The organism is Paraburkholderia sp. J11-2, from assembly GCF_905220185.1.
Taxonomy (GTDB): domain Bacteria; phylum Pseudomonadota; class Gammaproteobacteria; order Burkholderiales; family Burkholderiaceae; genus Paraburkholderia.
The window spans coordinates 129,412-150,648 of sequence record NZ_CAJMYY010000007.1 but is presented as its reverse complement, the minus strand read 5'-3'; the positions used below and the strand labels follow the sequence as shown (position 1 = coordinate 150,648).

Here is a 21,237-nt window from a genome sequence, read left to right as displayed (position 1 = left end):
CGGGAGCCATCATGCAAGCCTCCGTTACCCGCAGGTCCGTCGATCTCAGCGCCTATCCGAATCTCGTGGTCATCCTCCTGGGTTTTCGCGTGCGGCGGCTGCGCGGCATCGCCACCTTGTTCGGCATCGGTAAAGGCTTGCGGCAAATCCAGTTGAACCCGCCTGCCGGACTGCTCTCGAGCGAGCAGTTCCTGTTCGCACTGAACCACGTGGGGATCCGCCAGTATTGGCGTGACCTCGAAAGCCTCGAAGCTTTCACGCGCAGCGCGCCGCATTCGCGCTGGTGGGGCGAGTTCCTGCGCGACAGCGGCGGTGCGGGCTTCTGGCATGAAAGCTATAGCCGGCAAGGCATGGAAGCGGTTTATGTCGACATGCCGGGGCCCGTGGGCTTCGACCGGTTCGCGCCGGCGTGCGAGCCGACCGGGCCTTTTATGAGCGCGAGAAAACGCATGGCGGCGGACAAGGGCGTGGCCGGTTCAATTGGCGCGTAAATGCGCGCAAGCGCCATCGTTATCAAACACTTCGATATCCTCGTGCAGAATGCGGCGGATTTCAAAAATCGCCTCCGGGGTTTCCTGAACGCTATGTCCCGAAACGATCACCTTTTCGGAGAGTGCGCCGTCGAGGTGCGCGCTGCGATAAGGGACGACCCCATCGTCGGAATCCTCGAGCGGGCCCGTCTCGCGGCGTCTCGCAATAATCGAGTGAAAGCACACGTTTGGGCTGATCAGCAGTCGTGAGGTCGACTGAATGATGGGATTGGTGTCCCGCAACTGCTCAATGCTGTTGGGAACCGCGATGGTCTCTCCCGCCCTGTGGGTGCTATCCGCGTTGGTCGCGCTCTGCAGCATCTCGTCAAGCTCCTTTAACAGCGCAAGCGGCAAGCGCACCAGGTTTGCAACCCAGCGAGAAAGGCGATTGCTTGCGAACGGCGTGCCGCGGTGTGGCGTGGCGATGAAGATCGCGCGCTCGACCTGTGGCATTGGCGTAAAGCGCAGCAGACGATTGAGCCGCTCGTCCTCGCGAACGATGTCGATGCCTTCGGGCAGGTAGTTGTTCTGGACGGTGACCCAGAGCACATCGTCGGACGATGAGACGAGCAGCCGGGCAAGCACGCCGCCCATGCTGTGCCCGATCAGCACCATGCCGTTCGATGCGGGCAGCACGCCAGCGGGATCGAAATGCGCGAGTGTCAGTTGCACCGCCTGGCGTATTCTCGCGAGATTCACGAGAATGGGCACGTTGGTCGGGTAGTAGACCTGCCAGACCTGGAAATGCTCGCGAAGCGTTTCGTCGCCCTGAATGTCGTTGGCGACGTTGACCCACGCCTCGGGACTGCTCGCTAGTCCGTGCAGCATCAGAACGATGCGCCGGTCCGGGTCGAAGGGCTGCATCATGTAAATGCGCGGACGGTCGATGCCCCGCGTGCGGCCGAGCAGAGAACGCAAGGACTGCCTGGCAAAGCCCGAGCGGGCGAGCCAGATGCCATAGCCCGCACTGAAGTTGGCGGCGAGCGGCACGGTCTGGCCGTTCAGCTCTACGCTCTCTACGCGATACGGATCGTAGGCGGAAAAGACCACGTCGTGCGAATCGAGCACTTGCTCGAGCGTGCCGTCGCCAAACGACAGCAGTGCGGTGACGCTCGGCGAAGGCATTTCGTTGAACGGCCGCGCGCCGGGGGCGAGCCAGATAGTGGCGGCCGCGTTCGAATTCCCGTTGCCTTCGGCAGTTGGTGCGCTGCTTGTTGTGCTGTTTTTGGCGCTGTTTTCGTCGCTGTTGTTCGTCTCGCTGGCCGGGTCGGGCGCCGCGGGTTGCGTGACGGCGACCAGTTCCGCGCCCAGGCCGTCGCGGCGATACGTGTTGCGCAGTCCCGCGAATGACAGCCCCGCGGCCGGAATGACTTCGCTGAGTTCGCGTACGCCCTCGGGCAGCCGGACTTCTCTCAGGTCGATGCGTAGGGTCCAGCCTGCTATGAACTGCTTTTTTGGATCGCGGTTGCTGTTGTTCGTTTCATGCGCGCCGCGCAGGAACAGCGCGCCGGCGAGTTCCTGGACCGCATAGTTGTAGTAGTCGCGAACCTGTGTCTGGCGGTCCTCGAATGCGCGCTCGCCAGCCGTGCGTTGACCGAGGAACAGAAAGGCGTACGCGTATCGCGCGGTCTTGAGCCACGAATCGAATTGCGCGTCGCCCCAGGGGTTGCCGGCAGGCGGCGTTTGCGCAAGCGCCATCTGGAGCGATAACTCGGCGAGGCTGGCGAGACGCTGGTCGGTATTGAGCCCGCCGACAGTGGCGATCGTGTCGATACACGCTTGTGGCGCGCTCCGGCACGCACTTTCGTCCAGGGCTGCAACGCGCAACGTGGCCTGTGTCGCCGTACTCAACTGGCCGGTCGAGAGAATATCTCCGCGGCGCATGGCAAAGTACTGCTGCGGGCCGAGCGAGTTCACGCGCACCATCGCGCAGCCGGACAGCAGCGCGGCGACGAGAATGACCGAAAGCTGGGCCAATACACGGGCCACCTGCGGGCAACGCGGCATGCGTGATGAGTAAGGGCGCGTCATGAAGGATCCAGGCCAATCGCGCGGGCGCGCACAAGCGTGTGGCGAAATGGGGGACGGCGCGGCGCTGTGGCCATCAGGTCGATGTATACCAGCCTGATCCGGATTGCGTTCGCGCGGTGATCCGCGGCGCGCAGGTATGTGCTCTCCCGGGTTGACTGGCGAGCCCGGCATCAACAGACTCTAGTCACCCTCGATCCACAAGGGAGCGAACTTGGCCAACCCGGATCTTGTTGAAAGCGAGCCGAAGGGCGTGCACGTCGTCGCTGCGCAGGCGAGCCCGTGCGACAAGCTCGTGATCCGCACGCAGCCCACCACAGTCGACCGTCCGTGCCAGCGCAAGCGTCTCGCGCTCGCGGCGACGATTCTGGGTTCGAGCATGGCGTTTATCGACGGCTCGGTCGTCAATGTCGCATTGCCGTCCATTCAGGGCGAACTCGCTGCGAGCGTCGCGGCGATGCAATGGGTCGTCAACGCGTATCTGCTCTTTCTCGGGTCCCTCGTGCTGGTCGGCGGCTCGATGGGGGACAAGCTTGGCCGCCGCACGGTGTTTATCGCGGGCATTGCGCTTTTCACGCTGGCGTCGGCTGCTTGCGGACTGGCGCCGAATGCGGGCGCACTGATCGCCGCGCGCGCGGTGCAAGGCATAGGCGCGGCGCTGCTCGTCCCCAGCAGTCTCGCGATCATCGGCGCGGTGTTCGACGACGCCGCGCGCGGACGGGCAATCGGCACCTGGGCGGGCGTGGGCGCGATCACGTCGGCGGTGGGGCCCGTGGCGGGCGGCTGGCTCGTCGACGCGTTTTCGTGGCGCGCGATCTTTTTCCTGAATGTCCCGCTCGCCGCGATAACGATCGTGCTCGCCGTATCGTCGGTGCCCAACAGCCACCGGCTCGATGCGCCCGGGCAGCTCGACTGGCCCGGCTCGCTGGCCGCGGCAGGAGGCCTCGGCGCACTGACGTTCGGGCTGACCGAGGCGTCGGCGCGAGGCTTCCAGCATCCGCTCGTATTGGGCGCGATAGGCGCTGGCGTGCTCGTGCTTGTCGCATTCGTCGTGATCGAAGCACACAGCGCCAGCCCCATGATGCCGCTCGACGTGTTCCGCTCACGCGATTTCACCGGCGCGAATCTCGTCACCCTGCTGCTTTACTTCGGGCTCGGCGGCGCATTCTTCTTCCTGCCGTTCACGCTGATCCGCGCGCATGGCTACACCGCGACCGAAGCGGGCGCGGCGCTGCTGCCGGTGCCTGTGATCATCGGCTTGCTATCGCGCTTCACCGGCGGATTGACTAGCCGTTTCGGCTCGCGCGCGTTGCTGACCGTGGGGCCGGGCGTCGCCGGAATCGGCTTCGCGCTCCTGGCATTGCCATTCGTGCGCGGCGGCTACTGGGCCGGATTTTTCCCGGCGCTCGCGGTGCTTGGGCTCGGCATGACGATTACCGTCGCGCCGCTCACCACCACCGTCATGGGCTCGGTGTCGCACGAGCGCACTGGCGTCGCCTCGGGCATCAACAATGCCGTTGCGCGCGTGGCGAGCCTGCTGGCGGTTGCGGTGCTTGGCATCGTGTTCGTGTGGTCGCATCACGCGGCGCTATCGGCGCGGCTCGACGCGTTGCACGTGCCGCCCGACGCGCGCGAGGCGAGGCAGTTGCTGGAGCCTGACGCGCGAGGGGAAATGCCATCGCGCGGCGCCCACGGGCAGCACGAGACGCTGATGGCGCGTGCAGAAGCGGACGCCCTGATCGATGCGCTGCGCGCCGTCGCCGTTGTGTCTGCCGCGTGCGCATTTGCTGGCGCTGGGATTGCTGCGGCAGCCATCCAACCGCGCAAACGCGCTGCAAACGTTTGCAGCTGAAATATTTCGCAAAATTACACATGGCACGTACATTTCGCGAATCGCGGAGGGCTATACACGCACTAAATAAAAATGACAACGACTGAATTCAGGTTTCAAATTCGGGCAAATCGAAACGAACAACAGCACGACAACATTATCTCGTGCACCGTGGCGGGCGCAAAAACGCCCGTGCCATGCGAGCGGCCTTAAGTCTTACGTGCCCCATTTTATGCGCAAACGTTTTCGTATTTGATCTGTCGCGCAGGCGTGACAAATTCAATGATGCAGGCCAATTAAAAAATAAACACGGCGGGAATAATACGTATAATCCGCCGCGCGTGTCAGTTGATCCGACGTTCTTCCGGAATCACCAGCAAGAATTGCCTGCGCTTAACGCCGGTCACCGCCCGGATGGTGATGAGGTTGCTTGCGCAAGTTTTGTTGACCCTATGCGCCTTCTTTCCGGGCGCATGAATATGTGATGAATTCCATGCCAGCACCGCAATGGCGTCCGTTCGTGTCGTTCCTCACGCAAGAGTTGACGCAGAACCTGACGCCCAGGTTTCTGACCCAGCTCATGCGTGCTGCTGGCGGCCAGTTCGCCCGTCAATATGCGCTTGCCGAGGCGCTCACCGTGGCCGCGATGCGCGACGCCATGAATCAGGTTTGGGGCGAGCTGGACTGGGGGCAGGTCGAGATACGCGAGGCTCAGGACTGGCTGGTGCTCACGCATTACCACGCGCCGCTCAAGGTCGTATTCGGCGCGGAGAACGTGGCTTGGGCTGGCGCTTTCCTCGAGGGGGCCTATGAAGCATGGATGCACCAGCTGGGCGCCGATTCGCAGTTGCGAATGACCACGGCAGGCCCAGCGGATGCGTCGGGAACGATGGTTTTCCTGTTCGGTAAGTAGAAGTCGGCAAGTCAGTAAAAAAACACAAAACGTGCTGCGCGCGTCACGCGCCTTCGTGGACAGCACAACGAATACTACGGGGTCGGGGCATGAGCAGTGCATCGGACATTGCGAATCTTTTCGAGGTAGTGGACGCAAGCCCTTTTCAGTATCAGGAAGTGGAAAGGGCGGAGCAGATGCAAGGTCTGCGTGGGCGCTGGTCCACGCTGAACGCGGCGGAGCCGGATACCGTCGCGCCCGCGCCAATGGCGTTGCAGGACGCCGCCGCCGATTCGGCCGAGGCTCCCGCTGCGATCGCCACGCTCGATACGGCCGATACGGCCGATACGGCCGAGACGGTCGAGACGGTCGAGACGGTCGAGACGGTCGAGACGGTCGATAAGCGCGAAACGGCCGCCACGCCCGATACGTTACCCGACGCGCCCCAGCCGCCGCAGCCGGTCGCGTGCACCATTTCCGCTGCCGCTTCAGAACCTCCCCCGGTTGATCAGGTTGAACCCGAGCAGCCTGTCGTTCAACTTACGCCCGAGCCTGTCGTCGCCGCGCAGCAGTCTGCCGCGCTGAGCAGTGTGTTTGCGCGCCTCATGGAACGCAATGAGCCTCGCGCCGATGTCGCAGCACGCGGGGCGCCATGATCTTCAAACGCAAATCGATGCAGCCGCAACGACCACCCGCCGGTGCGGGACAAAGCGACGATGCGGGAGACTGGGACGACACACTGCTGGAAGTGGGGGCGTCGCTGCTCGCGTCGCGCTGGTCGCGCGTGCTCGTAACGCTGGCGGCCGTGCTGCTGTTCACGTCCGCCATGACGGTGCACCTCGCGCTGTCGAAGCAGTGGGTGTTCGCCATCCTTTGCATGGGTGTGGCGCTTGCGCTGAGCCGCATTCGCGGCCGTGTGCTCACGGTGTCGCTGGTGGCGTTGTCGGTGTTCATCTCGTTGCGCTACCTGTACTGGCGCGTCACGCAGACGCTGTCCTTCACCAACTCGCTGGACAGGACCTTCGGTTATCTGCTGCTGCTGGCTGAAGGCTACGCGGTGCTCATGCTGTTGTGCAGCTACTTCCAGACGCTCTGGCCGCTGCATCGCCGGCCTGCGCCGCTGCCCGCCGATACCTCGACGTGGCCCACGGTGGACGTGTATATCCCCACCTACAACGAACCGCTCGAAGTGGTGCGGCAGTCGGTGCTGGCCGCGACGCTGCTCGACTGGCCGGCCGACAAGTTGCGCGTCTACCTGCTCGACGACGGCCGTCGTGACGAATTCCGCGCATTCTGCGAACAGGCCGGCGTGGATTATCTGACGCGGCCCGACAACGCGCATGCCAAAGCGGGCAACCTCAACGCGGCGCTGCCGAAGACGAGCGGCGAGTTCATCGCCGTGTTCGACTGCGACCACGTCACCACGCGCTCGTTTCTGCAGGTCTGCATGGGCTGGTTCCTGAAAGATCCGAAGATGGCGATGGTGCAGACGCCGCACGTGTTCTATTCGCCCGATCCGTTCGAGCGCAATCTCGAGACCTACCGGAAGGTGCCCAACGAGGGCGACCTGTTCTATGGCGTGCTGCAAAACGGCAACGATCTCTGGAACGCCGCGTTTTTCTGCGGTTCCTGCGCGGTGCTGCGACGCTCCGCGCTCCAGGAGGTCGGCGGCGTGGCGACCGAAAGCGTCACGGAAGACGCGCTGACCGCGCTCAAGATGAGCATGAAGGGCTACAACACGGGCTACCTCGCCATTCCGCAGGCGGCGGGTCTCGCCACCGAGAGCCTGGGCCGGCACATCGGCCAACGCATTCGCTGGGCGCGCGGCATGGCGGAAATCTTCCGCCAGTTCAATCCGCTCTTGATCTCGGGGCTGACGATTCCGCAGCGGCTGTGCTACCTGAGCGCGATGATGCACTTCTTCTTCGGCCTGCCGCGCATCGTGTTTCTGATCACGCCCATGGCCTTTCTGTTCTTCGGCGCGCATGTCTTTCATGCGTCGGCGCTCATGGTGCTGGCCTACGTCGTCCCGCATCTCGTGATTTCGAGCATCGGCGCTTCGCGCATTCAAGGACGCTTTCGCCATTCGTTCTGGAGCGAAGTCTACGAAACGGTGCTCGCGTGGTATGTGATGCTGCCCGCGCTCCAGGCCGTGCTGCGTCCCGGCAGCCGCGGCTTCAACGTGACCTCCAAGGGCGGCGTGATCCGGCAGTCCTTCCTGGATTGGGCGATGGCGCGGCCCTATATCGTCTTGCTGCTCATCAACCTCGCCGGGTTCGCGGTGGGTGTGGCGGGTTTGATCCGCAGCCCCGGCTGGCCCGAGGCGATGAGTATTTTGTTCAATCTGGTCTGGGTGACCTACAACGTCATGAACCTGAGCGCGGCGGCAGGCGTGGCGGCCGAGTCGAAACAGCTGCGCCTCACGCCGCGCGTGCAGATCGAGTTGCCCGCCGCGCTGCAGCTCGCCAACGGGTGTCGCGTCACGTGCCAGACCAGCGACTATTCGCAAGGCGGCCTGGGACTGGTGCTGCCCGAGGACGCCCCACTGCCGCAACGCGGCGAGCGCGTCGTGGTCTCGGTGTTTCGCGACGACTACGAGGGCAAGTTCCCCGCCGAGGTCCAGGTGTGCCGCGGCCGCACCGTGGGCGTGAGTTTCCCGGCCCTGACGATCGATCAGGAACGCGACCTGATGCGCGTGACGTTCTCGCGCGCCGACAGCTGGATTGGCTCCTGGGGCCGCTATCGCCGCGACCGGCCGCTGCGCAGCCTGTTCGAGGTGCTCGGCGTCGGCATGCGCGGGCTGAAGGAGTTGGCCCGCCATCTGTTGATGGGCGGACGCGAGCGTTTCGCACGTTCGGCCGAGGCGCAGGCGAGCGAGTTGGGATCGAAGCAATCGTGAGCCACGCCTATTTGTTGCATTTGCGCGCGCTCGCGTGCACGCGCCGGTTGGCGCCGCGGTGGGCTTCGGTGCTCGCCGGTCTCGCGTTCGGCGCCAACGTTGCGCTGGCCGCGAGTTTGCCCGCCGCGCCCACCGTGCCCGCCGTAGCGGCGCCTGCGTTCGCTTCGCAGGCCGCGTCCGCGGCGCCGGCTTCGCCCGAGGCCGGGCAGCCAGCCGCCGCCGACTCGGCCAACACCTATACCTATCGCATTCCGCTACTACGGCAAAACGCGGCGCAGGGGCTGACCTTGCTCGGCGAGGACGCGTATGGCGGGATGGACTTCGGTTTGCGCCGCGACGAGCGCGTGGTCAGCGCGCGGCTCGTGCTCGACTATCGCTATTCGCCTACGCTGCTCCCCACGCTCTCGCACCTCAATGTGCTGGTCAACAGCGTGGTAGGGGCGACGCTTGCACTGCCCGAACCTGCGCCGCGCACGTCGACGCAAGTGACGGTGGACCTGCCGGTGTCGCTGCTCACCGAGTTCAACCATCTGAACCTCGAGTTGATTGCGCACAGCAAGGCCAGCGATCAGGGCAATGATCCGCTGAGTCCCGACTTGTGGCTGAAGGCCGGCCCGCAGAGCGCGCTTGAACTGACCGTCGCGCCGGCAGCGCTCGCTAGCGACCTGTCGCAACTGCCCGCACCGTTCTTCGACGTGCGCGACGTGCGCAGGCTGAGCCTGCCCATCGTGATGCCGCGCACGCCGGGAACCGGCCGCCTCGAATCCGCGGGAATCGTCGCCTCGTGGCTGGGCGCGCAGGCGGGTTATCGCGGCTCGCACTTTTCCGCGAGTCTCGGCGCGCTGCCCGCGCATGGCCATGCCGTCGTGCTGGCGCTGCGCGACGAGTTGCCGGGCCTCGGCCTGGCCCCGGCCGCGCTGGACGGCCCGAGCGGTCCGGCGCTCGCGATCGTGTCCAACCCCAACGACCCCAACGGCAAATTGCTGCTGGTCACGGGCCGCGACGAGCCGCAACTGCGCACGGCGGCGATGGCACTGGTGCTTGGCGCGAAGACGCTGGCCGGCCCTCAGGTCCGCATCGATGGCCCGGTTGACGCGTTACCGCGCAAGCCTTTCGACGCACCGAACTGGCTGCCGGGCGACCGCCCGGTGGAACTGGGCGAGCTGCTGCCGGCGGACCGTTTCACGATCCAGGGCTTGCGCCCCGGCGCGATCGATGTGGACCTGCGTCTGCCGCCGGGCCTGTTCGGTTTCAACAACGCCGGTGCGGTGCTGAATCTGCGCTATCGCTATACGGCGCGCCCGGAGTCCCGGCATTCGGAGCTGCACGTGCTGGCGGGCAATACGCCGCTCGCGGCCTTGCCGCTGCCTGGCGACGCGTCGGACGGCCATGCCGTGATTCGTATTCCTACGTATTTGCTGCCGCCGTTGACGACGCTGCAATTCGACTACCGCTACGAAGCCGTCAAGACGAAGGACCATTGGCAAGACGTGCCCGGCGGCCCGCTGCTGAGCGCCATCGATCCGAGTTCGACGATCGACATTTCGCAGTTGCCGCGTTACACGGCCATGCCCGACCTGGGTGCTTTCACCAACGCGGGCTTTCCGTTCACGCGCCTCGCCGATCTGTCCGAAACCGCTGTGATCCTGCCGGCACAGCCGGTCGCGGACGACTACGGCGCGTATCTGACGCTGATGGGCAGCATGGGGCAGGCCACCGGTTATCCGGTGCTGGGCGTGACAGTAGGCAATGCGTCGCAGGTTCAAACGCTGCGCAACAAGGATCTGCTCGTGCTGGCTTCGGGCGACAACCAGCCCTTGCTCACGACCTGGCGCGCCGAGTTGCCGCGCGGGTTCTTCGCACCGGACGCGACGCCGGGCAACGGGTTCGCCAGGTGGTGGGACAAGCTGACCGGCGGCCAGGCGCAGGCCAGACGCGAAGCCGATATTGCCGCGCTCTATCGCAGCGACGACGACGACGGCATGGTGGCCGGGTTCGAGTCGCCGCTGGCGCACGGCCGCAGCGTGGTGCTCGTATCGGGCAATACGCCGCGCGGGCTCAGTGCGGTCGTGGACGCGCTGCAAACGCGCCATTACCGCGTCGACGACACGATCGGCGGCAGCCTCGTGGTCGTGAACGACGGCATCCTCACCACGCTGAACAAGGATCAGAGCTATTTCATCGGGTCCTTGCCGTTCCGGCTCGCTGTGGAGTGGTTCTTCGCGAGCCACATCGTGCTGCTGCTCGTGTCGACGCTCGTGAGCGTCGTGCTCATCGGTCTGCTCGGCGGCGTGCTGCTGCATCGGCGCGCCCTGAGCCGCCTGAACCTGGACATCCCCCAGACATTGCAACGTGAAGAAGGACGACGAGGTTCTCATGTTTAAAAGACGGCCTGCTATCTCCCGGGCACGCCTCGCGCGTTGCATGACTGTTCAGCCGGCGTTGCTGCTCGGCTGCGTCTTCGCCTCGGCCGCGCACGCCCAGGCCGCGGCAGGCGGCAATGCCGCAAGCAACGCACAGACGCAGCCCGCCGCGGCAACCGTGGCAGCAGCGGCAACGCCATCGTCGTCGGCGGCGTCGACCGTGACCTGGTCGTTGCGGCAACTGGGTGCGCAATACGCGCTCAACCTGCGCGGTGTCGACGGCAGCAATACGCTGCCGGTCGGCGTGCGCGACGATCGGGTCGTGAGCGGCGCGCGCCTTAACCTGCGCTATGCGTATTCGCCTGCGCTGCTGCCCGATGTCTCGCACATCAACGTGCTCGTGAACGACCAGGTGGCGGCTTCGATCGCGGTGCCGAAGGACACGGCCGGCGCGAGCCTGCAGCGCACGATCGCGCTGCCGGCGTATCTGTTCACCTCGAACAGCAAGTTGCGTCTGCAACTGATCGGCCACTACACCACGCAGTGCGAAGACCCGTTGCATTCGAGCCTGTGGGCCAACATCAGCAACGAAAGCACGCTGAGCCTCGACACGCAGCCGCTCGCGCAGGCCAACGATCTGGCGCGCCTGCCGAAGCCGTTCTTCGACGGCCAGGACATCCGCCGGCTGACCCTGCCGGTCGTGTTCGCAGGCAACCCCGACGCGGCCGCGCTGGAGGCGGCCGGCGCCGTGTCGTCGTGGTTCGGCGCGTTGGCGAGCTATCGCGGCGCGGACTTTCCGGTGTCGCTCTCCACGGTGCCCGCGCAGGGCAACGCGGTCGTCATCGTCGAGGGCGCGCAGCAGGCGGCGCTCGCGGGCGCACCGCTGCAGGGCCCGACCATCGCCATCGTCGGCAACCCGAACGATGCGAACGGCAAGCTGCTGCTCGTCATGGGCCGCGACGGCAAGGAACTCAAGCAGGCGGCCGATGCGCTGGTCACGGGCAGCCAGACGCTGTCGGGCGCGAGCGCGCTCATCACGCATTTCGCCGATCTCGCGCCGCGCAAGCCCTATGACGCGCCGCGCTGGCTGCGGACTGATCGCCCCGTGTCGTTCGGCGAACTGATCGACACTAAACAGTTGAGCGTGTCGGGCTACAGTCCCGACCTCATCCGCATCAGCACGCGCGTGCCGCCCGACCTGTTCGGCTGGCACGCGCCCAACGTGCCGATCGATCTGCATTACCGCTACACGCCGCAGCCCTATATGGTCAATTCGTCGCTGCTCTTCAGCGTCAGCGACCAGTTCATGAAGTCGATCCCGCTGCTGCCGCTCGAGCGCCTCGAAGGCGGCGACAAGCTGCGCGCCGAAGTGCTGCCCGACAGCAGCCTGCCGCGCCAGGCGAAGCTGGAAGTGCCGCTCGAGACGCTCCTGCAGCCGAACACGCAGCTGCAGTTCCGCTACATGTACGACTACATCAAGCAGGGCGAGTGCCGCGACATCATCATCGACAACGTGCGCGGCGCGATCGATCCCGAATCGACGATCGATCTCTCGACCTATCCGCACTACATCGCCATGCCGAATCTGGCCGCCTTCGCGCAGGCGGGTTTCCCGTTCACGCGCATGGCCGATCTGTCCGACACGGATGTGGTGCTCGGCGCCAATGCGGGGCCGCAGGAATACAGCACGTACCTGGCCGTGATGGGCCGCATGGGCGACTCGACCGGCTATCCGGCGCGCGGCGTGACCGTGCTGCGCGGTCAGCGGATCGACGCCATGCCGACGGCGAAGGACCTGCTCGTGATCGCCACGGGCGCCGATCAGGCGTGGCTCAAGGACTGGGCGCCGTACATGCCCGCAGCCTATGACCACGGCGCGCAGTTCTCGCTCTCGGATCTGCCGGGCCGCGTGCGCGGATGGTTCCACGCCAACCCGCGTCTCGACACGGCGCCTGGCCGCCTCTCGCTCGCCTGGACAGGGCCTGGCGTGAGCGCCGTGCTGGCGGGCTTCGAGTCGCCGAAGGCAACGGGCCGCAGCGTGGTCATGCTGGTCAGCAATCAGCCCGAGGGCCTGAAGGATGCGGTTGCGGCGCTGCTGGGCGTGCCGAACTACGACAAGCAGCCCATCCAGGGCAGCCTCGTGTCGATCCGCGGCCAGCAAGTCGATTCGCTCGTGGGCGAGCACACCTACTACGTCGGGCATCTCGGCCTCTGGCGCGGCCTCGACTGGTGGCTGGCTTCGTTCGGCCTCTCGCTGGCTTCGCTGCTCAGGGCGCTCGGTGCTGTCGCGCTCGTGCTGCTCGCCGCGCTCGGGTTCGTCGCCTTGCGGCGCCGTCAGGCACGGCGCGATGCCGCGGCCGAGGCACGGCTGCGCGCCGGGCAGCACGCGCAACAATAATCAGGAAACCTTCATGTTAGTCAGCCGCAGCCAGGCCTGTGTTCTGGGTTTGTTGCTCACCTCGGTCAGCCACCCCGCGTGGGCGCAGGACGCCAGTTCCAGAATGCTGCTGGAGCAGGGCCGCTATTGGCAGGCGCATGACAAGCCCGATCTGGCCGCGCAGTCCTGGTCGAAACTGCTGCTGACCGACCCGAAGCAGCCCGAAGGCCTGTATGGCATGGGGTCGATCGCCGTCGGCAAGAAGCAGTTCTCGGTCGCCAACGACTATCTGGCGAGACTGCGCGCCGCGGCGCCCGACAGCCGCTACGTGCCGCTGCTCGAGCAGGACTTGCGTCTTGCGGTGGAGCCCGGCAAGTCCACGTTTGCCAAGGCGCGGCAGATGGCGCAGGACGCGGTCAACCAGAACGACCCGAAGGCGCTGTCGGCGGCGATGGCGCAATACGACAAGGCCCTGGGCGGCAAGCCGCCGCAAGGCAGCGTGGCGCGCGAGTACTACACCTTCCTCGGCTATACGGAGGGTGGCGTGGACCCGGCCATTCAGGGCTTGACGCGCCTGGACGCGCAAACGCCCAACGATCCGTACACCCTGTTGGCGCTGGCCCAGCATCAGGTGCGCGACGAACGCGAGCGCGCGGCCGGCGTCGCCTTGCTGGAAAAGCTGGCCGTGCGGCCGGACATCGGCGGCGCGGCCACGGAAGCCTGGCGCTCCGTGCTGACCTGGGTCACGCCCACGCCGAAGAACCGGTCGTGGTTCGAGGACTATCTGAAGCTGCATCCCGATGACGACGAGATCCGTCATCAACTGCTCTCGCCGCGCGCGCCGGGCGCCGCCGCCGTGCCGGTCATGGACCCGCGCCTCACGCGCGGCTTCGCGGCGTTCAAGGCGGGCGACATCACGACCGCCGAGCAGTCGTTCACCGACGTGTTGCGCGACAAACCCAACGACACCGACGCGCTCGGCGGCCTGGGTCTGGTGCGCATGCAACAAGGCGACCTCGCGCAGGCGCAGACGCTGCTCGCGCGCGCCGTCGCGCGTCCGGGCGCCGGCGCCAACTGGAACAAGGCGCTCGCTTCGGCGCGCTACTGGCTGCTCGTGAATCAGGCCGAAGGCGCGCAAAGCGTGGGCGACTACGCCGCCGCGCGCAGCAAGCTCGACCAGGCGCTGCGCATGGACCCGGCCGAACCGGGCGGGCGCAACGCATCGGCCCGCCTGTATGCGGCGCAGGGCGATCTCGCACATGCGGAAAAAGTCTACCGGGAGGTGCTGGCGGCACACCCGAACAACCGCGAAGCGGTGAGCGGGCTCGTCGATATCCTCGCGGCAACGGGGCGCGCCGACGAGGCCCAGAAGTGGGTCGACGGCATGTCGCCCGAGCAGCAGGCCGGCATCGGCGGCCTCGATCGTCTGCGCGCGGCAGTCGCTTCCGGGCGTGCCGACGCCGCCGAGCAGCGCGGCGATCTGGACGAGGCGCACCGCATTCTCGAAGACGCGCAGCGCGCGGATCCCGACAATCCGTGGCTCCGTCTGGAACTGGCGCGCTTCGAACTGAGGCAGGGCCATGCCGACGAGGCGCGCGAACTCGTCGATGGCCTGCTCGCGTCGAACCCGGACAATCCGGACGCCCTCTACGCGAGCGCGCTGCTGGCGATGCAAATGGGCGACTGGACGCGCGCGCAGGACACGATGGCGCGCATCCCCGCTGCCGCGCGCACGCCGAGCATGGTGGCGACTGCGCAGCAGATCGATTTCCAGGCGGTGGCGGCGCAAGCCTCGCAACTGGCGCGCGACGGCAATCTCGACGACGCGCGCAACATGCTGGCGCGGCTCGAGGCGTCGGCGGGCAAGGACCCGGCGCGGGTGAGCGCGCTCGCCCAGGCCTGGGTGGACGCCGGGAACCTGCCGCGCGCCATGGCCCTGATGCACGGGCTGATGCTTGATTCGACCAGGAGCGGCGTGAAGGGCGGCGGTCCCGATGTGCAACTGGCCTATGCGGGCCTGCTGCTCAAGACCGGCCAGAACGTTCAGGCCCAGGAAGTGATGCGCGGATTGCAGACCGTGACGCTGACCGCGGACCAGCGCCGCCAGCTCGACGATCTGAATTACCTCTACGCCGTACGTCTCGCCGAACAACAGCGCCAGCAAGGCGATCTTGCGCAGGCTTACGACACGCTCGCGCCGGTGCTCGCGAAGCGGCCCAACGACAGCCTGGCCAACGCCGCGCTCGCGCGCATGTATGCCGCCGACGGCCAGTACGGCAAAGCGCTGTCGCTCTATCGGAAGGCGCTCGCGAACGACCCCGACAATCCGGGGCTGCAACTGGGCGTGGCGATGACGGCGGTGCAGGCCGGCAAGGGCGGCGTGGCGGACGCAGCCTTGAAACAGGCCATTGCGAAGGCGCCGAACGATCCTGACGTGCTGGCGGGCGCCGCGCGCATTTACGTCATGCAGGGCAAGACGCGCGAGGCGCAGTCGCTGCTGGTGAGGGCCATTGCCGCGAAGGAACAGCGGCTCGGCGTGCAGGCGCAAGGCGCCCATGTGGCGGGCAATCCCTTCGTGCACGACGACGATCGCCGCCGCCGCGCGGCTCGCGACAATCGCCGGAGCGCGGCCAATGCGCTCGCGGCACAAGGCACCGCAGGCACCGCGGGCGACGCAGGCGCCGTGTCCGACGGCGCGCTCGCGAACGATGCGGCAACGATGCCCGGCTTCGCGTCAACAACGGCGTCCACGGCGGCGGGCGAGCGTTCGCCGGTGCGCGCGTCCGCGCTGCCTACGGTGGCCGGCACGCCGATCGGCGAGCGGGCGCCGCAGGACGCCGTGGCCACGAGCGCGCCTCAGGAGGGCGCCATTTCGCTCGACGACATGCGCAACGAACTCGACGATATCCGCTCGGAGCGCTCGCCGGAAATTCGCGGCGGCCTGTTCGTCGCGTCGAACAACAGCGCCGGCGGGACCTCGCAACTGACGAACGTGCAGCAGCCGCTCGAAGCCTTGCTGCCGGCCGGCAACGGCAAGCTGTCGTTGCGCGTGACGCCGGTTGAACTCGAAGGCGGCACGCTCGGCACCGATGTCTACAGCAGCAGCCAGTTCGGCGGCGGCCCGGTGGCGGCGCAGGCGCAGAAAGACGGCACGGTCGCGGCTCCCGGCGCGCAGAGCGCTTACGGCGTGGGTCTGGGCGTAGGTTATGAGACGCGCAAGTGGGCGTTCGACATCGGCACGACGCCTTTGGGTTTCCAGTACACCAACGTGGTCGGCGGCGTGTCGTTCAAGGGCAGCATCGGCGCGAAAGACAGCGGCTGGTTCAACGCTGGCGTGTCGCGCCGGGCCGTGACCGACAGCATCACGTCGTTCGCCGGTTCGACCGATGCACGCTCGGGCCTGAGCTGGGGCGGCGTGACCGCCACGGGGCTGCATGGAGCGATCGGCCTCGACAATCAGGAATACGGTTTCTACGGCTACGGTTCCTTGAAGTACCTGGACGGCCATAACGTCCAGTCCAACGAGGGCGCTGAAGTCGGCGCGGGCACGTACTGGTACCTGCTTCGCAGTGCCAACACCATGCTGACCGTCGGCATGAACCTGAGCGGCGAGTTCTACCGCCACAACGAAAACAACTTCACCTACGGCAACGGCGGCTATTTCAGTCCGCAGCGCTTCTATGCGTTCACCGTGCCGGTCACCTGGGCGCAGCGCTCGGATCGCTGGACCTACAAGCTGCAAGGGTCCGCAGGGCTGCAGTACTACCACGAGGCCGGCGCGCCGTATTTCCCGACCGACAGCACGCTGCAGTCGGCGGCCGAATCGGCGGCTTCGACGCTTGGCTTGAGCGATGGCGCGGTGCATCCGGCGCAGTCCAAAACCGGCATCGGCTACAACCTGCTGGCCGCGGCGGAATACCGCTTCAGCAATCACCTCACGGGCGGCGCGTCCGTGGGGGCCAACAACGCGTCCAGTTACCGCCAGTGGGTGGCCGGACTGTATCTGCGCTTTAGCTTCGCACCGCAAACGAAGTCGCTGGACATGCCGGTCATGCCTTACCAGTCGCATTACAACGATCAGTAGCCCGATCGATTCGACGATCGATCGTTTTTCAGGAGTCACAGATTCATGCTTGCTTCCGTACTTGCAGGTCTCAGCATTCTCATGATTGGCGATAGCCATTTGAGCGAGCCCGGTTATCTCATCGACACGTTGCAGGACCAGCTGATCGCCGCCGGCGCGCAGGTGCATACCTACGGCGTGTGCGGCAGTGCGCCGGGCGACTGGGTGAAGTCGGTGCCCGGCACCTGCGGCGGGGCCTCGCGTAACGGCAAGTCGCCGCTCGTCGTCGATCACAACGCGAAGACCCAGCCGATCGATCAGCTGGTCGCCGCGAACAAGGCCAACCTCGTCATCATCGTCGAAGGCGACACGATCGGCGGTTACGGCAAGGACGACTTTCCCAAGAGCTGGGCGTGGCAGCAGGTCACGGCGCTCACGCAAGACCTGGCGGCCAGCAAGACGGCGTGCGTCTGGGTCGGCCCGGCCTGGGGCACCGAGGGCGGCAAGTACCAGAAGACCTTTGCGCGCGTGAAGCAGCTTTCGTCGTTTCTCGCTACCAATGTCGCGCCGTGCCAGTACATCGACTCGCTCACGTTTTCGAAGCCGGGCGAATGGGCGACCGTCGACGGTCAGCATTTGACGACGACCGGCTACAAGTACTGGGGCGCGGACATCATGAAGGCGCTGGTTCAACTGCCGGCCGTGCAGCAGCACAAGTAAGGCGCCGCCGCCTCGCGACATCGAAAGAGTGGAAGAACAATGAAAAAAGTCCTTTTCCAGCCGCTGCGCTTCGTTTTTCGCGGCCTCGCGCTGGCCGGCTTCGCGCTGTCCGCGCAGTCCGTCATTGAACCGGCCATGGCCGCCGATATCCCGCTGTACCCAACCGGGCCCGCGGAGGATGCGTCGTTCGTGCGTTTCGTCGACGGCGGATCGCAGCCGGTGGACGTGAGCTCGGCAGGTTCGAAAGCCCGCCTGACACTCAATGCCGCGACGCCGGCCAGCCACTTTTTCCCGATCGCCGCGGGCAAGCCGGTGGCCGGAACGCTGACGGCGGGCGGCGCCCACCAGGACGTGAGCGCAACCGTGCAGCCCGGCGAATTCGTCAGCATCGTGGCGCTCGACGGCGCGCAGAAAGGCGCGCGCTCGCAGGTCGTGACGGTGCGCGAAAAACCGGACGACTTCAACGCGCTCAAAGCCTCGGTGGGCTTTTACAACCTCGATGCGCGCTGCGCCGCACCCACGCTGAAGGTGCCTGGCCGCGACATCGTGCTGCTCGACGGCGTGGCCGCGGGGCAGGGCAAGCGCCGCCAGGTCAACCCGGTCGCGCTGTCGGTGCAACTGGCGTGCGGCGGCCAGCCGGTGGGCCAGCCGCTGAGTCTGGGCACGCTCGTGGCGGGACAGCGCTATACGGTGTTCCTCGTGCCGGCCGGGGCGCAGTCGCGCATCTTTTTCGCGAACGACGCGGTGAGCCGCTGAGCGCATGGTCTTCGCGTCCCTCGAATTCCTGACACTGTTTCTGCCGGCCTTTCTCGCGATTTACGTCGTATCGCCCGCGCGCTGGCGCAACGCGGTGCTGCTCTTTTGCAGCTGGTTCTTCTACGCCTGGTGGAGCCCGGTCTTTCTGCTGCTGTTCATTGCGCTGACCTTTTGCGGCTGGCTCGGCGGCGTGGTGATCGACAGCGCGCCGAGCCCGCGTGCGCGCGGTGGCTGGCTCGCGGTCTTCATCGCCGTGAATGTCGCGATCCTGTGCTGGTACAAGTACGCCAACATCGTGGTCGATAGCCTCGACAGCGTGCTGGCGGCGGGCCACGCGGGACCCATTCCCTGGCAGCACGTCGTGTTGCCCATCGGGCTGTCCTTCATCGTGCTGCAGTCCGTTTCGTACCTGATCGACGTGCAGCGCGGCACGGTGCCGGCGGACCGCAGCGTGATCCGCTACGGCGCCTATCAGGGAATGTTCGTACACCTGATCGCCGGGCCGATCATTCGCTACGCCTGGGTCAAGCGCGAGCTGGTGTCGCGCACGGTCGACTGGGACGCTTTCGCGGCCGGCGCGCGGCGGCTCATGGTGGGGATGAGCATGAAGGTGCTGGTGGCCGACACGCTTTCGCCCATCGTCGACGCGGTCTTCGCCATGCACGCGCCCACGCTTGCGGACGCGTGGCTTGGCTGCGGCTTCTACACGCTGCAACTGTTCTTCGATTTCGCGGGCTATAGCGCGATGGCCATCGGGTTGGGGCAAATGCTCGGCTTTCGCTTTCCCGAGAACTTCAATCATCCGTACCTCGCGAGCAGCATTCAGGACTTCTGGCGCCGCTGGCACCTCTCGCTGTCGAGCTGGATTCGCGACTACCTGTACATCCCGCTAGGCGGCAACCGCGACGGCGAATGGCAAACCTGCCGCAACCTGTTGCTGACCATGGCCATCGCGGGCCTATGGCACGGCGGCGATAGCTGGAACTTCCTGCTGTGGGGCGTCGCGCATGGTGTGGCGCTGACCGTGGCGCGCCTGTGGCGCCGCGCCGGCATGGCCGCCGTGCCGCTCTGGCTGTCGCACGTGCTGACGATCCTGTTCGTCATGCTGGCCTGGACGCTGTTTCGCGCGGTGGGCTTTCACGCGGCGCTCGCCATGTACCGAGGCCAATTCGGCCTGAACGGCATTGGCCTGAGCGACGCGACGCTCGTGCTGCTGCGGCCTGTGCATGGGCTGGCCGCCACGCTCGGCATCGTCTGCGTGCTGCTGCCGATCTGGCAATCGCGCTGGGACCGCATGGCCGATACGTCGCTGGGAAGGCTGTGGCAAGCCGGGTGGCCGCTCGCGGGCTTTCTGCTGTCGTTCGGGTTGATTGTCGCGCGTGGCGCGGTGCCTTTCCTTTACTTCCAGTTCTGACGCCATGGACGATCCCAAGCCGCTACCGCAATTGCCCGCTACGCGCGCCGGCAAGGTCGTTGCCGTCATTCTGATGGTGTTTCTGTTCGCGGGCCTGTGCTTCAATATCCGCTTCGCCGCGACGACGGCATCACTGTTGCCTCACGCGCTCACGCGTGCAGGCCTGCTGGACGGCGCCGTATCGAAAGAAGTCGCCGGCCGCATGGCCGATACGCCGATCGCGGCCGACGCCGCACGCATGCAGCGCGCGCTGGGCTGGCTCACTGTGGGCGATCTGGGACCGCGCGTGCGGCAGGGCTGTCCCGGCTGGCTATTCCTGCGCGACGAACTGAACGTGTACGCCGACGGCGAGCGCCATCTCGCAACGCGCGCCGCTACGGTTGCCGCCGTACAGCGCGAACTGGCGCGCCACGGTATTGCGCTCGTCGTCGCCGTGGTGCCCGACAAGTCGCGCATCGAAGCCCAACATCTGTGCGGGCTCTATCGGCCTGCATCGCTGGGTGCGCGGCTTTCTGACTGGACATCGCGTCTGGCCGCCGAAGGCGTGCCGGTGGTCGACCTCGCTTCAGCGCTGCGTAGTGTGCCGGGCGACGCGTTCTTCCGGACCGACACACACTGGACCCAGGACGGCGCGGGCGCTGCGGCGCAGGCGCTCGCGCAGCATATTCGGGCGATGCGCGAGCCGCTGGGTTCAGGCGTTTCGAGCCAGCCCGGCTACCGTGTCGCCGGCAAGCCGGCCGCCCGTCGGCCCGGCGATCTCGTACGACTGGCCGGGCTCGATGCGTTGCCGGTGTCGTGGCAACCGAGAGCGGAGATCGTGGCCGGCCGCGATTACCTTCACGTAGCCCAGGCGGCTGCGTCGGCAGACGATCTGTTCGGCGATGCCGACCTGCCGGCCATCGCGGTGATCGGCACGTCGTATTCGACGACGTCCGATTTCGTGCCCCAACTGGCGTTGGCGTTAGGCAAGGGCGTGGGTAATTTCGCGCGCGAGGGTGGCAAGTTCGGCGGCTCGGCACGCGCTTATTTCACTAGCGCCGCGTATGCGCAGACGCCGCCCAAACTGATCGTTTGGGAACTGGACGAACGGGATTTGCAGGCGCCGCTCGAAGCGGAAGATGATGTTGTCGTGCCGAAATCCGGTGCAGTCGGCACGGTGGCTTCGCGTTGAAGCTTTCACGGCCAGGTACAGTTAGCGCCAGTGGCCGTTGAGCTTGACGTAGGTTTCGTCCTTCAGCTTTTGCCGACCGGGCGCTTGCGCTGCCGAGTGAACGCTTCCAACACCGGCAGCCGTTTCAGCGCCAACCCATGGGCCGTCGAATGGTCCGCTGACAGCACACGGTCCGACGCCTGTCGATGCACTG

13 protein-coding genes are annotated in these 21,237 nt (G+C 66.3%); 12 read left to right on the top strand and 1 reads right to left on the bottom strand.

The window, feature by feature from the left end:
• The first annotated feature begins 11 nt into the window (after nt 1–11).
• On the top strand, nt 12–491 hold the full coding sequence (locus U5A57_RS12110; protein ID WP_321911104.1) for a monooxygenase family protein: 480 nt from the start codon (nt 12–14) through the stop codon (nt 489–491).
• Here U5A57_RS12110 and U5A57_RS12105 read toward each other — a convergent pair.
• Nucleotides 477–2,561, bottom strand: coding sequence for an alpha/beta fold hydrolase (locus U5A57_RS12105; protein ID WP_321911102.1), 2,085 nt, complete (start codon nt 2,559–2,561; stop codon nt 477–479). The genes U5A57_RS12110 and U5A57_RS12105 overlap by 15 nt on opposite strands.
• 211 nt (nt 2,562–2,772) lie before the next feature.
• Here U5A57_RS12105 and U5A57_RS12100 point away from each other — a divergent pair, with 211 nt between their 5' ends.
• The 11 genes from U5A57_RS12100 (at nt 2,773) to U5A57_RS12050 (ending at nt 21,044) form a co-directional block, all read left to right on the top strand.
• Nucleotides 2,773–4,410: an MFS transporter gene (locus U5A57_RS12100; RefSeq protein WP_321911100.1), complete on the top strand. Its 1,638-nt coding sequence runs from the start codon at nt 2,773–2,775 to the stop codon at nt 4,408–4,410.
• A gap of 463 nt (nt 4,411–4,873) precedes the next feature.
• Nucleotides 4,874–5,302 (top strand): cellulose biosynthesis protein BcsD, encoded by a 429-nt coding sequence (gene bcsD, locus U5A57_RS12095; protein WP_321911097.1) that lies wholly within the window; start codon nt 4,874–4,876, stop codon nt 5,300–5,302.
• An 89-nt stretch (nt 5,303–5,391) separates the two neighbouring features.
• A complete protein-coding gene (gene bcsR, locus U5A57_RS12090) occupies nt 5,392–5,937 on the top strand; it encodes a BcsR/BcsP family cellulose biosynthesis protein (protein ID WP_321911095.1) in 546 nt (181 codons plus the stop codon).
• Nucleotides 5,934–8,180, top strand: a complete 2,247-nt coding sequence (bcsA, locus tag U5A57_RS12085) for a UDP-forming cellulose synthase catalytic subunit (protein WP_321911094.1) — start codon at nt 5,934–5,936, stop codon at nt 8,178–8,180. The genes bcsR and bcsA overlap by 4 nt, the downstream gene beginning before the upstream one ends.
• Nucleotides 8,177–10,564 (top strand): cellulose biosynthesis cyclic di-GMP-binding regulatory protein BcsB, encoded by a 2,388-nt coding sequence (gene bcsB / locus U5A57_RS12080; RefSeq protein WP_321911092.1) that lies wholly within the window; start codon nt 8,177–8,179, stop codon nt 10,562–10,564. Before bcsA ends, bcsB (U5A57_RS12080) begins: the two co-directional genes overlap by 4 nt.
• Before the next feature lie 40 nt (nt 10,565–10,604).
• On the top strand, nt 10,605–12,941 hold the full coding sequence (gene bcsB / locus U5A57_RS12075; RefSeq protein WP_321911090.1) for a cellulose biosynthesis cyclic di-GMP-binding regulatory protein BcsB: 2,337 nt from the start codon (nt 10,605–10,607) through the stop codon (nt 12,939–12,941).
• A 13-nt stretch (nt 12,942–12,954) separates the two neighbouring features.
• Nucleotides 12,955–17,004 carry a cellulose biosynthesis protein BcsC gene (locus tag U5A57_RS12070; protein ID WP_321911088.1) on the top strand — a complete coding sequence of 1,350 codons (4,050 nt, stop codon included), beginning with the start codon at nt 12,955–12,957 and terminating at the stop codon, nt 17,002–17,004.
• 45 nt (nt 17,005–17,049) lie between these two features.
• On the top strand, nt 17,050–17,703 hold the full coding sequence (locus U5A57_RS12065; RefSeq protein WP_321911086.1) for an SGNH/GDSL hydrolase family protein: 654 nt from the start codon (nt 17,050–17,052) through the stop codon (nt 17,701–17,703).
• 39 nt (nt 17,704–17,742) lie between these two features.
• Nucleotides 17,743–18,459: a cell division protein FtsQ gene (locus U5A57_RS12060; RefSeq protein WP_321911084.1), complete on the top strand. Its 717-nt coding sequence runs from the start codon at nt 17,743–17,745 to the stop codon at nt 18,457–18,459.
• Between the two features lie 4 nt (nt 18,460–18,463).
• Entirely contained in the window at nt 18,464–19,873 is a 1,410-nt protein-coding gene (locus tag U5A57_RS12055) for an MBOAT family protein (protein WP_321911082.1), read from the top strand.
• A 4-nt stretch (nt 19,874–19,877) separates the two neighbouring features.
• A complete protein-coding gene (locus U5A57_RS12050) occupies nt 19,878–21,044 on the top strand; it encodes an alginate O-acetyltransferase AlgX-related protein (RefSeq protein ID WP_321911081.1) in 1,167 nt (388 codons plus the stop codon).
• The last annotated feature ends 193 nt before the right edge of the window (nt 21,045–21,237 follow it).

Coding starts and splice junctions, on each gene's coding strand:
- bcsA (WP_321911094.1), top strand. CDS start 5,934: ATGATCTTCAAACGCAAATCGATGCAGCCGCAACGACCACCCGCCGGT.
- U5A57_RS12105 (WP_321911102.1), bottom strand. CDS start 2,561: ATGACGCGCCCTTACTCATCACGCATGCCGCGTTGCCCGCAGGTGGCC.
- U5A57_RS12065 (WP_321911086.1), top strand. CDS start 17,050: ATGCTTGCTTCCGTACTTGCAGGTCTCAGCATTCTCATGATTGGCGAT.
- bcsD (WP_321911097.1), top strand. CDS start 4,874: ATGAATTCCATGCCAGCACCGCAATGGCGTCCGTTCGTGTCGTTCCTC.
- bcsR (WP_321911095.1), top strand. CDS start 5,392: ATGAGCAGTGCATCGGACATTGCGAATCTTTTCGAGGTAGTGGACGCA.
- bcsB (WP_321911090.1), top strand. CDS start 10,605: ATGACTGTTCAGCCGGCGTTGCTGCTCGGCTGCGTCTTCGCCTCGGCC.
- U5A57_RS12070 (WP_321911088.1), top strand. CDS start 12,955: ATGTTAGTCAGCCGCAGCCAGGCCTGTGTTCTGGGTTTGTTGCTCACC.
- U5A57_RS12055 (WP_321911082.1), top strand. CDS start 18,464: ATGGTCTTCGCGTCCCTCGAATTCCTGACACTGTTTCTGCCGGCCTTT.
- U5A57_RS12060 (WP_321911084.1), top strand. CDS start 17,743: ATGAAAAAAGTCCTTTTCCAGCCGCTGCGCTTCGTTTTTCGCGGCCTC.
- U5A57_RS12110 (WP_321911104.1), top strand. CDS start 12: ATGCAAGCCTCCGTTACCCGCAGGTCCGTCGATCTCAGCGCCTATCCG.
- U5A57_RS12050 (WP_321911081.1), top strand. CDS start 19,878: ATGGACGATCCCAAGCCGCTACCGCAATTGCCCGCTACGCGCGCCGGC.